We start from the raw sequence: 15,527 nt of genomic DNA on the forward strand, positions 1-15,527 counted from the left end.
AAGGAATAAGATGAAAAAAATACAGAACATAAACGAACATTGGAAATTATTTGGAACAGCTATGGCGTGTGACTATAAAGATGCTTTTATTGACATGAAAAGGGGTAAAGTTGAGGTGTATGATGTTTGTTTGCCTTGTGATGTGCACATGCCCTTAATTCAAGCCGGTGTTATAAAAGACCCTGTTGAAAGTACCTATAGTCAAGATAGTTTGTGGATTGAAGATAAAGCATGGTGGTTTTACCGTGACTTTGCGTTATCCTATGAAGATTTAAGTAACTTTATGAATATTAAATTGTCTCTAGATAAATTGGACATGGATGGTCAAGTGTATGTTAACGGCAAGTTCATAGGGCAACATAGAAGTGCGCATTACCCATTTGAAAAAGATATTAAGTATAGGTTAGTACCGGGTAATAATCGAATAGCTGTTCGCTTAACGACAGGGTTTGAAACCATAGAAGATGAAAGAGTTGATGTGATTCGCGACAAGGTTATACCTTGTGGTAATCGTGGTGATCATCGAAGAGCGTTTTCTAGAAAACCTCAGTATTGCAGTGGATGGGACTGGATGGAAAGAATCATGACCTGTGGTATGAATGGTGATGCTTATGTCATCATGGAAAAAGAGGTATCCATTACACATCTGATTGTTTCCACCAATAAGCTGATGACAGAAAAACCTGCCATGGCTCATTTGAAAGTAAAAGTAGAGCTTGATAACCATGAACTTGTTGCGACACGTATATCCAATCTCAGACTATCCATAAATTTTGACAAGGAGGTTATGGCAACTGTTGACCAGGAGTTGATACTACGAGGAGGCTATAACTGTTATGAAACAGAGATAACCATTGATGAAGCTCAGTTATGGTGGCCAAACGGTTATGGTGATCAACCACTTTATACAATAACAGCAGAAATAGATAGTGACACTTACACAACCAAGTTTGGAATTAGAACAATTGAACTTAACCAAAATCCTATAGACGATGAAAATCGCATGTTTTCTTTCAAAGTTAATGGTATTGATATTTTTGCTAAAGGCTCTAATTGGGTACCATCAGATGCCATATATGCAAGGGTCAGTCATGATAAATATAAGGTACTCATTGAAGAGTGTGCCCTTCAAAATAACAACATGTTACGCATTTGGGGCGGTGGTATTTATGAACCAGATATCTTCTATGATTTATGTGATGCATATGGCATTTTAATCTGGCATGACTTTATGTATGCTTGCTCTGTCTACCCGGAATATGAAAAGTGGTTTATGGAAGAGAGTAAGAATGAAGCAGAGTATCAGACCAATCGATTAGTGAACCACCCTTCTATGGCTTTATGGTGTGGTAATAATGAAATGCATTGGATCTATGGAGAAGAAGCTGCTTTTAAACTATCCGAAGAGGAGATGAAGACAACCCTTCACAACATTTATAATTATATGCTGCCTGAAATTGTTGAGAAGAATGTGCCAAAAGGATTATATTGGAACAGCTCGCCTTATGGTGGAGAAGTCGCTTCTAGTGAAAACATGGGTGACAATCATATTTGGCCCAGCTGGCGACATGAACATCCTGTATTTGAAGATTATGCAACCTATGACCAACGGGAAACGAAGTTTATGTCAGAGTATGGCTATCTTGGTCCTTGCAAATTAGAAACCATTAAGCAATATTGTGATACGGATAAAGTGATTCATTATAAAGAAGGTGATTATAAATACCATTCCCATTATTTTGATAAAGATTACACAAAGGGGATGGTAGCAAAAGGTATAGCCATGCAGTATGGCTTGGATAAAGAGTTGTCCATGGAAGCGTATCTCCTTCTAGGCGGACTGGCCCAAGGTAAATTGCTTGAATATTCCCTAGAAGCTTTTAGAAGTAAATGTCATTGTAGTGGTGCTTTATTATGGATGTATAACGATGCATGGGGTGAAGAAGGATGGACGACGATTGATTATTATCTGAATAGGAAAATTTCGTATCATTATGTTAGACGGGCTTTTTCACCAGTAAAACTAATCATGAAAGTGGTGGGTGATGAACTAAGATTAATAGGTATTAATGAGACAAGTGAAGCGGTAAGTTTTGACTGTGAAATTGGATTTGTGACTTACGATGGCCAAAAAAACGTTGAGGTAAAACGGTATTCTCTTGGTAAGCATACTAGACATGTTATTGATGTTATGCCCTATGTTAAAAGAACAAAAGAAGGATTGTACTATGGTATGCCGCTTAACTGCCCGATTGTTGATCCGGTGATACTGACGGATTATTATGTTAAAGAATTACCTGTATTGGATAGTCAGCTATCCTATGAGGTTGAAGGAAACAAGATTAAGGTCAGCTCTACGTCATTTGCTCATGGGGTTCACTTTAATCTACCGGTACATATCCGTTTGTCAGATGAATACTTTGATCTGCTGCCAGGAGAGTGTAGGGAAATCTTCTTTGAAGGTGTGGATGCCGAACGATTAGACACATTAAGCATCCATTGTTATGGTCAATAAAACCTGGCATGTATGAAAACGAATGCGTTTTTTTAGACCCCTAAAAACTATAGAATCCTTATGTAACTATACTTTTTGTATGTATTTTTTATAGGGGTTCTGCCATAGTTTTTTAGGGGTTTATGATGTCATCTCTTGATATACTATATGTAACAAAAAAATATAACCAATGGAGGACGATATGCGATCAGGATTTTTAAAGAGATATACGGCAAACCCGATTATTACGCCGGAAGATATGCCTTTTGACTGCTATGCAGTTTATAATGCAGGAGCAACAATTTTTGAAGATAAGGTGCTATTACTACTTAGAGCTGAGAATTCAGAGATTCACTGCAACTTCTATGTAGCGACTAGTGAAGACGGTATTAACTTTGATATAAGTGATAAGCCCATTGAATATCCCTATAGAGCCTTTGAGAAAATGTATGGTTCACATCGATACGATGCGCGCATTACAGAAATAGACGATGAGTATTATATCTGTCACGCCATTCACAATAAATTTGGTGCAACTTTTGGCATCGCAAAAACAACAGACTTTATTACATTTGAACCTGTAGGAAACACATCCTTACCATTTAACAGAAATGCAGTCCTCTTTCCAGAGAAAATCAATGGTTTGTATGCTAGAATGGAACGACCTGTTGATGATCGTGGAAAAGGTTACATATGGGTTAGTTATTCGCCTGATTTAGTTTTTTGGGGAAAATCCATGCCAATTGATTTACCGGTTATGTTGTGGAATGAGAATAAATCCGGTGCAGGTGCAGTGCCAATTAAGACAGAACATGGTTGGTTAGAAATATATCATGGTACACAGAACACAGCTTCAACAGAGAACTACTTTTTGGGTGTTGCCCTTCTTGACCTAGAGGATCCAAGTAAAGTAGTAGCTGCTCCAAGAAAGTTCGTCCTAGCTCCGGAAGAGCCTTATGAATGTATGGGTCAGGTGCCTAATGTAGTATTTACAAGTGGTGCTGTAGTCATGCCTGATGGAACGTTGAATGTGTATTATGGTGGTGCGGATACAAGAGTGTGTCTTGCACAGACAACGGTAGAAGAACTTCTTGCTTTCTGCCTACAAGCAAAATAATAATTTAGAAAGGCGAGTTGACTATGGTACGGTCGTTAATCAATACCAAAAAAAAAACAAAGACAACTAGATGGTTAAAAACCATTAAACAACAATATCAGCTGTTGATTATAGGCATACCCTTCTTAATATATACCCTAACATTTGCATATGTGCCATTAGCTGGCTGGGTGATGGCTTTTACGAATTACAAGCCGTCACCAAATACAAGTATGTTGGATAATTTTGTAGGATTGAAGAATTTTGAAAGGCTGTTTTCCAATGAAGTATTCTTAAGATCCTTGAGAAACACCATTGCTATGGGAGCACTTGATATTGTCCTTGGTACAGTGTTTGCGGTGTTCTTAGCCTTAATGATTAATGAAGTTAAGAATAGGGGGCTAAAGAAGATAACACAAACAGTCTCCTATATGCCGCACTTTCTATCATGGGTTGTTGCATCGAGTATTATTCTTGGCGTCATGAGTGTCGATGGTGGTGAGCTTAACGAATTGTTACTTTTTTTGAGAATTATTGACGAACCCATCAATTGGATAGGTATGGAACAATACTTCTGGTTCGTATCAACGACTTCTCAGATATGGAAAGAATCAGGTTGGACTGCTATTATATACTTATCGGCTATTACTGCCATATCGATGGATATGTACGAGGCTGCCAAAATCGATGGTGCCAACCGCTTTCAGGCCATACGATTCATTACACTTCCTAGTTTGATGCCTACAATTAAGATTATGTTCATTATAAATGTAGGTAATCTGCTTAATCAAGGGTTTGAAAAACAGTATTTACTTGGTAATAGCTCCGTTATTAATTTTGCAGAAGTCATTGATACGTATGTTATTCGATATGGTATAGGGCAGGGGAATTATTCTTTTGCTACAGCAGCAGGATTGTTTAAGTCGGTGGTTGGCATCATCCTTATCATTACAGCTAATAAAATTTCCAAAAAAGCAACTGGAGAGGGGGTATTCTAATCATGAAAATGTTACAAGAGTGGCATAATAAATCTCTCCAAGATAAAATATTTAGTATGATATTATTGGTTTTATGTATATTTGTTATCATGATTACATTGTACCCTATGTTAAATGTCGTCGCCATTTCCTTTAATGACAGTATGGATACAATGCGTGGCGGTATAAACATGTTACCAAGAAAGTTTTCCACCTATGCTTATGCAAGTATTTTTGACAAGAACTATTTTCTTAGTGCCGTTACGATGTCCGTACTTAGAACACTTGTAGGTGTAGGAACCAGTGTTCCTGTGATGGTGATGGTTGCTTATGTTATATCCCGTAAAGAGTATGTGCTTCGTGGGATTACAACCCGATTAATGGTTTACACCATGTATGTATCAGCTGGAATTATTCCAATCTTTTTCTTGATGCGAACGCTTCATCTTACGAATTCTTTCTGGGTGTACATTATTCCACCATTGGCGCAAGCATATTTTATCATTATAACAAGAACCTATATATTAAGTTTGCCTGACAGTATAATGGAGTCGGCAAAACTAGATGGCGCTAATCATTTTACGATTATTTTCAAGATTATTTTTCCATTAGTTAAACCTGTTATTGCAACGTTGGTGTTATTCGTTGCGGTACAGCAGTGGAACAACTGGTATGACACGTTTCTTTACAATAGCAGTAACCAAGAGCTTAGTACCCTTCAGTATGAATTGAAGAAAATGCTAGCCGCTGCTACGATTAAAGGAGATGCCAATTCCATGGGAAATTCAGAAAGCGGAAACTTCCTTACCCCGGTAAGTATCCGTGCAGCGATGACAGTTGTTGTATCTGTTCCGATTATGGCTATTTATCCATTCTTACAAAAGTATTTTGTAGGTGGCTTAGTAGTCGGTGGCGTAAAAGAATAATATGTGCGGGCCTGCATTTATATATTATTGAACAATCTTTTTTGTTATGAATTATGACTAAAAAAGTAATAAAGACGGAGGTAGTTCCTATGAAAAAGACAATGTTAACAAAGGTAGTAGGTTTATTGCTTATATTGACCATGCTGACAATGGTAGCTTGTAGTCGTTCTGATAATGAAGGTAAGGACAATTCTACATCTAAGGAAAACAGTGGCAGTAAAGATGGAAAAGCAGCCAACGATTCAGGAACAGATGACGTTTCAAACGAGCATATTACGATTTCAATGTATAATGATGCAACACCACCGGATTTCTATCCTGAAGAAACACCAATTGGACAAAAAATCTTAGAAAATACCAATGTAACCTTGGAAATAGAGTACTTAGTTGATGATGCTGAGACAAAAGAAGGTTTGTTACTTGTAAGTAATGAATTGCCGGACTTAATTTCAACAAGAAATGTGAGCAAATTTATAGAAGCCGGTGTAGTCGTTCCTTTGGATGACTATATTGAGAAATACGGTGAAGACTTAAAGAGAGTATATGGAGATGATCTTGAACTCCTAAGAGCTTCTGATGGGCATATTTATAGTATATCCAACTCAAGAGGTCTTGCGCCTTGGTCAAAGCAACCTGGAAAGGCAATGTATATTCAGCAGGCAGTCTTACAAGAATTTGATTATCCTGAAATCACAACCATTGATGCGTATTTTGATATTATAAAGAAATACCAGGATAAGTATCCTGAAATCAATGGCCAGAAAACGCTAGGTTTCACCATGCTGTCTGATGACTGGAGATTTGGCATTGGTGTTCTTGGCCCCATTAAATTTATAAATGGGTATCAAGATGATGGTGAAGTACTGGTTGATGAGGTTAATGGAACATACAAGTCAAGGTTACTCTATGCATCACCAGAAGCAAAAGCATATTTCAAGAAAGTCAATGAAATGTACTTAGGTGGATACTTTGATGAATCCAGTTTTACATCGAACTATGACCAATACAATGAAAAATTGACCCAAGGTAGAGTTCTTGGTATGCATGATCAGTACTGGCAAATTGAACAAGCAAACTCTGCTATATTAGCAAGTGACTATCCTGAACGTGCATATGTTGGTCTTCCCATTTTAGCAGAAGAAGGTATCACAGAGTACTATAATCAGCCAACACCAGTAGAAGCATCTAAAGGTCTTATGATTTCAACATCCTGTAAAGATCCTGAACGTGTATTTAAGTTCTTAAATGACCTGCTTAAGGAAGAGAATCAAAAGTTGAATTTCTGGGGTGAAGAAGGTGTTGAATACACAGTTGCTGATGATGGAAGTTTTGTATTCACCGATGAGCAATTAGCATTATGGCAAGATGATAACTACTTAAGAAGCAGAGGTGTCAAAGCATTTGACTACCCATATCCAGTGATCAGTAACTTACAATATTACAGCGATGGAAACATTGGTCGACCTAATGGAGATCCAGATTTCATGAAAGCTTCTTATACGGTGCTTGATCTTGAAGTGTGTGATGCATACGGATGGGAAACTTTACAATCAGGCTTTACATATGAACCAACAAGAGCCTATGGATTTGCATGGAGTATGAATCCCAGAACAAACAATAACGAAGATGCAACATATGCTCTTGCTACTGCTGGAGACTTAATGAAATCTTATGTACCTAAGTTAATCCTTACGGATGAAGGTGATTTTAATTCAGTATGGGAAGAATATGCAGAAAAAATGGATAAGATCAATGTAAGTGATTACACAGATTTTATCGATGCTAAGATTGTTGAAAGAATTGAAGCTAATAATCCTTCACTTCAATAATAGACAGTAAGCGTTATAAGCAATAAGAAGAAGGGTCGGCTTGTGCCGGTCCTTTTTTGAGAAATGGAGCATGTATGTCACAATCAAGAGTAACATTGACTAAGATTGTAAAAGGGTATATAGGTGGAAAGTTTAGAAGAATTTACTTGATGGCTTATCCTGAAAATGATCGAGAAGTCAACATGAGTTTAAACATGTATAAATATTCGGAAGCTGCTTCTATTACGATGACACAGCTTGCTGGAGGCACTTTTCTTGCATCTTTACTTCTTCGCTTGAATTTCCAAGAAGAAGGTATTGCAGTGGTTTTTGGACTCAGTAACATTGCTTCGGTTTTACAATTGTTTACGGCTGTGTGGGTTCAGAAAATGTTAAAGAGAAAACCTTTTGTATGTGGAAGCGTCTTATTGAAAAGTGGACTTGCATTAATGTTCTTTTTACCATTGTTTTTACGGGGTAACACTCATGTCCGATTGATAGCAGCAGGATTATATCTTCTAGGTTATATAGGTATTCAGATTGGTAATTCTCCAGCTAAAGATTGGGTTGTTTCTATGGTACCAGATGGTAAACGTGGTTACTATTTTGCTAAAACCGATGCTTTTAGTGTTGGTGTTATTACGATATCTACCATAGGTATGGGATTGGTCATGGATTTTTTTCAAACCAGGAATGAAACAATGGGTTTTGTTACTGTAGGGTTTGCACTCTTAGTACTGGTGATGCTTAATTTTATTGCTTTTAGTCGTATGAAGGAGAAACGCATTACAAGGCTGGATACAATTGGGCGTGAGATGCATGGACGGATGCTAAAAAGACAGCTAAAGGAAGAAGAAATAGTGGAAACGTTGTCTTTGTTTAAAGAAATGAAGCTAGCTCTATCGAATAACCGTTTTCGAAGGGAATTAATGTTAAGCTTACTGTTTACCACCGGATTTCAGATGGGTTTGCCTTTTAACGCTAGTTATCAAATTAAAGAGCTCTCATTGTCCTTTTCATTTATCATGATCACCGGCGCATGTGCAAATGGAATAAGAATATTTATTTCACCTAGGATTGGGAGACTAGCAGATAAAATAGGAACAGGAAAAGTGCTGAAATTTGCATTCGTAGGATTAATGATGCATCATGTATTGATGAGTTTTGCAAATGAAAACAACGGACAAATTATGATACCTGCAGCAATATTATCAGCTGCTTTGGCATGGAGCTTCGTGGGTACCGGACTTTTAAATCTACAGTTTGATTTATTAGATGAAAAGAAGATGACGATACAGTTATCCCTTGTGTCATTGTTTTCAAGTGTATGGGGTTATGTCACTATTTTATTAAGTACCGGATTGTTTAGTATGTTCGAAAGATTATTTGACGCACATAACATTAATTTATATCCTCAACAAGGACTTAATGCAGTTAATGTTATTGTATATTTATTAACGATTATATACATTCATTATCGCATTCAAACCCTAAAAAGGGTTAAATAAATAATAAAGATTATAAGGAGTTTATGATGCTAATACCATACAGACAGATACATTTAGATTTTCATACATCCCCATTTATAGGTGATGTGGGTAAGGATTTTGATTCAAAAGACTTCGTCAAAACATTAAAGGAAGCTCATGTAAATGGTATTAATGTGTTTGCCAAATGTCATCATGGCATGCATTATTGTGATACGGATTTAGGTGTAGTGCATCCGTCATGTGAAAGGGACCTATTAGGTGAAATGCTGAAAGAACTTAAAGAGGAGGGCATGATTGCCAATGTTTATTTTCCAATGGGTTGGGAAGAAACTGCAGCTGAGAAGGAAAGCTGGTTGGAGGTATCTCCCCAAGGTGTTCTAGGTGGAAAAACGCCTTTTGATGATTACTTTTATAAATGGAGAAAATTATGCCTGAATAACAAAGAATACAGAGTGTTTATGAAGGAACAGATTAAAGAATTAATGGAGCGTTATGCGTTTGCAGGGTTCTGGTTTGACATTATTTTTCAAGAGCAGTGTTTATGTAAGACTTGTCTTTCTGAAATGAAGGCATTAGGCATGGACCCACAAACAGAAGAGGACAGACTTAAGCATGACTATCAAGTTCTTGAAGCGTTCCAAAAAGATATATATGACTATGTTAAATCCATGGATGAAACCAAAACCATATTCTTTAATGGACAGTGGACACCGGATGGTGGGTATGAGCCTGATTATAACATTGAAAAACGAGGCAAGTATCAAACCCATGTTGAAGTAGAATCGTTGCCGTCAGAATTGTGGGGATATAATCTGTTTCCACTCTATGTGAATTACCACAATCGCTTTAATGGTGAATGCATTGGTATGAACGGTAAGTTCCATAATGCATGGGGAGATTTTGGATCACTCAGAAATGAAGAAGCTCTAGAATTTGAATGTTTTAGAATGCTGGCTAATGGTTCAAAATGTTCCATTGGTGACCAATTGCATCCAAGAGGTGTTCTTGACACGGCAACCTATAAAAGAATTGGACAAATTTATGCTCAAATTGAGGCTAGAGAACCATGGTGTGTTCATGATGAGAAAATTTCAGAAATAGGTATTGTGATGGTCCACCATGCTTTTGAAAAAGACATGCTCGCTGATGAAGGTGCGTTACGCATGATGCTTGAACTTAAGCAGCAATTTGATTTTATAAAGTGGCAAGATGATTTTAATAAGTATAAATTAATCATTTTACCTGATCGTGTAACCTTTGATAAAGAAGCTTCTATGAAGATAAGTGACTATATTAAAAATGGAGGTAAGGTTATTGCTACCCATAAATCAGGGTTAAATAAAGATGAATCACAATACCTATTAAAAGAAGCTGCAATTACATATGAAGGTGATGCAGACTATACACCAATGTATTTGGATCTTAATGGATTTAGTGAAAAAGTTGATGATATGTTGTATGCATTGTATGAAAAAGGATCAAAAGTATTTGCTAATAACCAAGACCAGATCCAAGCAGCACTGTATAAACCTTACTATAACAGAACCTATGATTGTTTTTGCTCCCATCGACAGTTTCCTCATGATGAAAAAATTCAAGAAGCTGGTATTGTTAATACCGGAGAAGTTATTTATATCAGTCATCCATTGTTCACAGACTATATAGTCAACGGTGTACGTGTTTATAGAGAGATTATTGAAAAAGCTATCCATGATTTAATGGGAACCCCTATCATTGAAACGTCATTACCAAGTAGTGGAGAAGTGACAGTTAGAAAGCAACATAATCGTTTGATTATTCATATGAGTCACTATATAGCAGAAAAAAAATCTAAACGTTTGGAGTTGGTTGATACGAAATTACCTGTTTATGGTATTCAGATGCAAGTCAATATGATGGGAAACAAAGATATGCGTAAGATAAAACCGAGGAAAGTATATCTTGTACCAGAGATGGAGTCTTTAGACTTTGATTATAATGAAGGCAAATTGAAAGTTACCATAGAAAAACTATGTGGTCATCGTATGTTAGTCATTGAATAAATAAGCTATCATGTGAACAAGATTGAATTTAATAACGTTTGAAAAGGAGATACGGATGAAAGAATGGATAATACTTGATACAGATATTGGTGGTGATATTGATGATACTTGGGCTTTGGCATTATTACTAAAGATGGACTGTTATGATATAAAATTAATTTCCATCACAGGATATGATACGTTTTATCAGGTTCAACTAACAGCCAAATTACTAACCATTGCAGGAAGAGAAGATATTCCTATTGCATACAATCTTCCTCAAGATTGCAACAGAGGAGCCCAAGATCGATGGATTGAAGATTTTTCCTTAGAACATTATAGAGGACGTATCTACACGGGAACGTTAGAACCTATGAAAAAAGTTATTCATGAAAGCAGAGATAAAGTGAAAATTTTATCGATTGGTGATAAGACAAATGTTGCAGAACTTCTAAGAAATCATGATGAGGCTGTCCATAAATGCATTGTTTATTCCATGCAGGGATCCTTTGACGAAACCTTTGCCGAAACCAATATACGATCGGATTTTCAGTCAGCAAGGCAACTATTAGCTTATGATGTTGAGAAACATATAATACCTACAGATGTTTGTGGAAAAACCAAACTAGACGGAAGTTATTATGAGGCATTATTAGCATCCGAGGATTCTTTGGTGAAAGCGGTTTTAGACAATTATAGAATTTGGTGGGAAGACTGTGATTGGAATGAACATCAACAGAATGTTGATATAGAAAGTTCCATTTTGTACGATCCAGTTACGTTAATGTATATGTATGATGAAAGTGCTTTTACGCACGAAGATATGGATATGTATGTTGATTTTAACGGTTTAACCCATATAGAATCAGGTTATGGTAATAGAGTACATTGTGCCACAGGCATTATCGATGAAGAAAAACTTAAGAAAGATATGGTTCGATTGTTGCTAGAATAATGTAACAGATGTTAATGCATTTCATTCTGGATTGTGATAGTGTTATACTAGGTAAAGAGACTTAAACAAAAGATATAAGTATTAATGTGATTTAAAAACTGTACCATATTCAAAGTCTATAAATTAAAAGGTTGTGTAAATCAAATAAGGAGATGCCTATGAATGATAACAATAAGATGAATAAACGATACCTTGGCATTGAATTAGGTTCCACAAGGATAAAAGTGGTGCTAATCGATGAAAATCTTAAGCCAGTTGCTACAGGTAGTTCAGCGTGGGAGAATCGTTTAATCGATGGATATTGGTCCTATGACCTTGATTTGGTATGGGATAAAATTAGAGAAGCTTATGGTGAAATGGCTGCTCAGTATAAGTCTTTGACAAAGAAATCTCTTAGTAAAGTCAATGCAATTGGAATCAGTGGTATGATGCATGGTTACTTACCATTTGATAAAAATGACCAATTATTAACAGGATTTAGAACTTGGAGAAATAATAAACAGTTACATGCATCACAAGCATTAACACAACTCTTTGATTATCCAGTGCCTCAGAGATGGAGCATTGCTCATTTTTATCAAGCAATGTTAAATCAAGAAGAACATGTATCCAAGGTATACGCTTTAAACACTTTAGCTGGCTATGTTCACTGGAAACTTACAGGAAAAAGAGTAATAGGCATTGGAGAAGCATCCGGTATGTTTCCCATTGATTCACATACTAAAAACTATAACATAGAAATGATGAGCAAATTTAATACAAAAGCAGAAGAAATAGGCTATCAAGTGAATATAGAAGAGATACTTCCTATTGTTCAAGTTGCTGGAGAAACGGCTGGTTACTTGACCAATGAAGGAGCAAAATTAATTGATCCAAGTGGTTGTTTGGAAGGGAATATACCCATGTGTCCTCCGGAAGGTGATGCAGCAACGGGTATGGTTGCTACAAATAGCGTAAAAACGAAGACGGGTAATATATCTGCAGGAACGTCTATATTTGCCATGATTGTGTTAGAAAAAAATCTTAAAAAACGACATTCAGAAATTGATATGGTAACAACACCAACAGGTAATCCAGTAGCTATGGTTCATGTGAACAATGGTACTTCAGATTTAAATGGATGGGTTGAATTGTTAGGTGAAGCTGCAAAACTGTTAGGGGCTGATTTTAGTATCAATACTTTGTATGAACAATTATACAAAGAATCCCTCAAAGGGGAAAAAGATTGTGATGGATTATTAGCCTATAATTATATTTCAGGGGAACACATCACTGACTTTGAAAGTGGTCGTCCTCTATTTGTAAGAAGGCCAGATAGCCGCTTCACCCTTGCCAATTTTATGAAAGCTCACCTATACGCATCTATGGCAGTTCTTCGAATAGGGCTTGATATATTAACAGTGGATGAAGCGATCCATGTTTCAGAGATTACTGGTCATGGTGGTTTATTTAAAACCCCTATAGTCGGACAACGGTACATGGCTGGAGCTACTAACATACCAGTTACTGTGATGAATCATGCCGGTGAAGGAGGGCCTTGGGGTATGGCACTTTTAGCATCATACGTAGAAAAAAAAGAAGCTTATCCAGACATATCTCAATTTTTAGAAGATGAAGTTTTTAGTGATGTTGATAAAAGAATAATGTATCCCTGTGATGCTGATGTAGCTGGATTTCGTAAATATTTAAAAGCATATAAAAAGGGTATCTGTATTGAAAGAAGGGCAGTAGACAATATGTAGTTATTTTCCAGAGAAAATTATGCCATCTTTATACATTCAAAAAGGATAAATATAGATAGAAGAAAGCCTGTAAAGCAAATAAGAATTACAGGCTTTTTTATATACCCAAAATTATGTGCAAAGATGACAAAAAATATCATTTTGTTATTAATCAGTAACAAATAAGGTCAAGAAGAGTACTAAAAAAATTATTATACTAAATATATATTAAATTTGAAGGGAGATTGATATAATGGATTTAAAGGAAATTGGTAAAGTGTATATAAAAAAGAGTTGTATCTTTAATTTCCAAGGAGTGAAAAAATGAATAATAGAGACATCGTATTATCATCAATTACCCTCATAGAAAAGAATTTGAAAAACACCATATCATTAGCAGAAATCTCAAGACAATGCGGTTTTTCTTATTATTATTTTAGTAAATTGTTTAAAACAGTTACGGGGTATTCGCCCAAAAGTTATATATTAGCTAGGAAGATATCAGAATCAGTAGATGATTTATTAAACACGAATCAACGGGTTTTAGATATTGGACTGAAATATGGATTTGGAAGTCCTGAGACTTACACTAGAGCTTTTAAAAGGATCATGCACAAGAATCCCAATGAAATTAGAAAAGATGGGAAAGTGAATTCGCGATTATTATTGAAGCCCATTACTAAACAGACTTTAAATCGATTTAATCATGCATTGGATAAATCCCCAGAGTTTGTTGAACTTAATGAACGGCAACTCATGGGAATTCCTTTTTATTACAACATATCTATGAAAAGCGACTTGTCAAACTCGTGGTCGTTGTTTATGCAAAATTTATCAACTATACCCTATATCAAAAAAAGGGAAAGATTCTATCAGATGCAATATTGGTTTCCTGATCAAGATGATGACAGCACCTTTTTCTTTATTGCTGTTGAAGTGGAGCGTATTGAATCTGTTCCTATACAATTTGTTGCTAAGACTATTCCAGCTGGAACTTATATGAAATTCAGACATAAAGGACGTTCTAACCAAGTAGGATATACTTATCAATATATCTACGAAGAATGGCTACCAAATACAGATTATAGATTATCGGAACATTTTAACTTTGAACACTATGGAGAGGAGTATTTTGGTCCATATAATGAAGAATCTGTTAGTGATATATATATACCTTTTCAAATAAAGTAAGGAGAGTAAAGAAATTATGACGTTCTATGAAAAAACCATTCCAAACCTGATTAATGATGAGGCGAAGATAGAGATTATTAAAGATATTGTTTATAAAAGTTTGGATAATGACCATTTAAAAATGGACCTATATAAACCATCTATAAAAGTGAATAAGGGGAGACCTGTAGTTGTATTCATTCATGGTGGACCATCAAAGGAGAAAAATATAAAAGAGTGGGGTATTTTTGCTTCGTGGAGTAAATTACTAGCTTCTGTGGGTTATACCGCTATTGTTTTAGAATATCGCTATGTCACACAGAAGGCAATCCTATCAGCCGAAGAAGATATCTTAGATGGATTAGATTTTATTAGGAACAGTGGGGAGACATTATCCAGTAAATCTGATCAAATTAATTTGTTCTTTTTTAGTGGTGCTGGTATATTTACAAGCACCTTTATTCGAGAAAAATTTCCCTTTATACGCTCTATAGTATGTTATTACACTTTGATGGAGAAAAAGCTTAGCAAAAAGATTAGTTTTGAGGGTGGAATGTCTCCCTATCATGTTCTTAATAAGACCAAAATCTTACCATTTCCTATGTTTTTTGCAAAAGCAGGCAAAGATAGAAAAGCAATTAATTCGTCAATAGATCGCTTTATTTCCCTAAAAGAACAAATAAAGTTCACCCATTCAGGTGATGATATTGTCGTTGAGTATCATGAAGAAGGCAATCACGGTTTTGATGTATTAAATCATGATGATAGAACAAAGGCTATCATTATGGAGACACTAAAATTTTTAAATCGATACAATTAGTTGGTTGGTATCAAGATAGTGGTATGCTTTCGATTTTATTATGTGGTAG

11 protein-coding genes are annotated in these 15,527 nt (G+C 35.8%); all 11 read left to right on the forward strand.

Translation table 11 applies throughout. The features are described 5' to 3' along the window. Window positions 1-10 precede the first annotated feature (10 nt). The 11 genes from HZI73_RS10850 (at window position 11) to HZI73_RS10900 (ending at window position 15,478) form a co-directional block, all read left to right on the forward strand. Window positions 11-2,515, forward strand: a complete 2,505-nt coding sequence (locus HZI73_RS10850) for a beta-mannosidase (RefSeq protein ID WP_212698249.1) — start codon at window positions 11-13, stop codon at window positions 2,513-2,515. A gap of 181 nt (window positions 2,516-2,696) precedes the next feature. Next, window positions 2,697-3,611, forward strand: coding sequence for a glycoside hydrolase family 130 protein (locus tag HZI73_RS10855; RefSeq protein ID WP_212698250.1), 915 nt, complete (start codon window positions 2,697-2,699; stop codon window positions 3,609-3,611). A gap of 23 nt (window positions 3,612-3,634) precedes the next feature. Next, complete coding sequence (locus HZI73_RS10860; RefSeq protein WP_212698251.1) at window positions 3,635-4,588, forward strand: ABC transporter permease; 954 nt, start codon at window positions 3,635-3,637, stop codon at window positions 4,586-4,588. Window positions 4,589-4,590: 2 nt separating this feature from the next. Then, a complete protein-coding gene (locus tag HZI73_RS10865; RefSeq protein ID WP_212698252.1) occupies window positions 4,591-5,493 on the forward strand; it encodes a carbohydrate ABC transporter permease in 903 nt (300 codons plus the stop codon). An 89-nt stretch (window positions 5,494-5,582) separates the two neighbouring features. After that, entirely contained in the window at window positions 5,583-7,322 is a 1,740-nt protein-coding gene (locus tag HZI73_RS10870; protein WP_212698253.1) for an extracellular solute-binding protein, read from the forward strand. 74 nt (window positions 7,323-7,396) lie between these two features. Then, entirely contained in the window at window positions 7,397-8,809 is a 1,413-nt protein-coding gene (locus HZI73_RS10875) for an MFS transporter (protein WP_212698254.1), read from the forward strand. 23 nt (window positions 8,810-8,832) lie between these two features. Further along, complete coding sequence (locus tag HZI73_RS10880) at window positions 8,833-10,833, forward strand: beta-galactosidase trimerization domain-containing protein (protein WP_212698255.1); 2,001 nt, start codon at window positions 8,833-8,835, stop codon at window positions 10,831-10,833. A gap of 55 nt (window positions 10,834-10,888) precedes the next feature. Continuing rightward, window positions 10,889-11,767, forward strand: coding sequence for a nucleoside hydrolase (locus tag HZI73_RS10885; protein ID WP_212698256.1), 879 nt, complete (start codon window positions 10,889-10,891; stop codon window positions 11,765-11,767). Between the two features lie 158 nt (window positions 11,768-11,925). Then, on the forward strand, window positions 11,926-13,509 hold the full coding sequence (locus HZI73_RS10890) for a xylulokinase (RefSeq protein WP_246552458.1): 1,584 nt from the start codon (window positions 11,926-11,928) through the stop codon (window positions 13,507-13,509). A gap of 303 nt (window positions 13,510-13,812) precedes the next feature. Next, window positions 13,813-14,679 (forward strand): AraC family transcriptional regulator, encoded by an 867-nt coding sequence (locus HZI73_RS10895; protein WP_212698258.1) that lies wholly within the window; start codon window positions 13,813-13,815, stop codon window positions 14,677-14,679. Between the two features lie 16 nt (window positions 14,680-14,695). After that, entirely contained in the window at window positions 14,696-15,478 is a 783-nt protein-coding gene (locus HZI73_RS10900) for an alpha/beta hydrolase (RefSeq protein ID WP_212698259.1), read from the forward strand. Window positions 15,479-15,527 lie beyond the last annotated feature (49 nt).

The sequence above is a fragment of the Vallitalea pronyensis genome, from assembly GCF_018141445.1.
GTDB lineage: Bacteria > Bacillota > Clostridia > Lachnospirales > Vallitaleaceae > Vallitalea > Vallitalea pronyensis.

Coding starts and splice junctions, on each gene's coding strand:
- HZI73_RS10860 (WP_212698251.1), top strand. CDS start 3,635: ATGGTACGGTCGTTAATCAATACCAAAAAAAAAACAAAGACAACTAGA.
- HZI73_RS10900 (WP_212698259.1), top strand. CDS start 14,696: ATGACGTTCTATGAAAAAACCATTCCAAACCTGATTAATGATGAGGCG.
- HZI73_RS10850 (WP_212698249.1), top strand. CDS start 11: ATGAAAAAAATACAGAACATAAACGAACATTGGAAATTATTTGGAACA.
- HZI73_RS10875 (WP_212698254.1), top strand. CDS start 7,397: ATGTCACAATCAAGAGTAACATTGACTAAGATTGTAAAAGGGTATATA.
- HZI73_RS10885 (WP_212698256.1), top strand. CDS start 10,889: ATGAAAGAATGGATAATACTTGATACAGATATTGGTGGTGATATTGAT.
- HZI73_RS10880 (WP_212698255.1), top strand. CDS start 8,833: ATGATGCTAATACCATACAGACAGATACATTTAGATTTTCATACATCC.
- HZI73_RS10865 (WP_212698252.1), top strand. CDS start 4,591: ATGAAAATGTTACAAGAGTGGCATAATAAATCTCTCCAAGATAAAATA.
- HZI73_RS10855 (WP_212698250.1), top strand. CDS start 2,697: ATGCGATCAGGATTTTTAAAGAGATATACGGCAAACCCGATTATTACG.
- HZI73_RS10870 (WP_212698253.1), top strand. CDS start 5,583: ATGAAAAAGACAATGTTAACAAAGGTAGTAGGTTTATTGCTTATATTG.
- HZI73_RS10895 (WP_212698258.1), top strand. CDS start 13,813: ATGAATAATAGAGACATCGTATTATCATCAATTACCCTCATAGAAAAG.
- HZI73_RS10890 (WP_246552458.1), top strand. CDS start 11,926: ATGAATGATAACAATAAGATGAATAAACGATACCTTGGCATTGAATTA.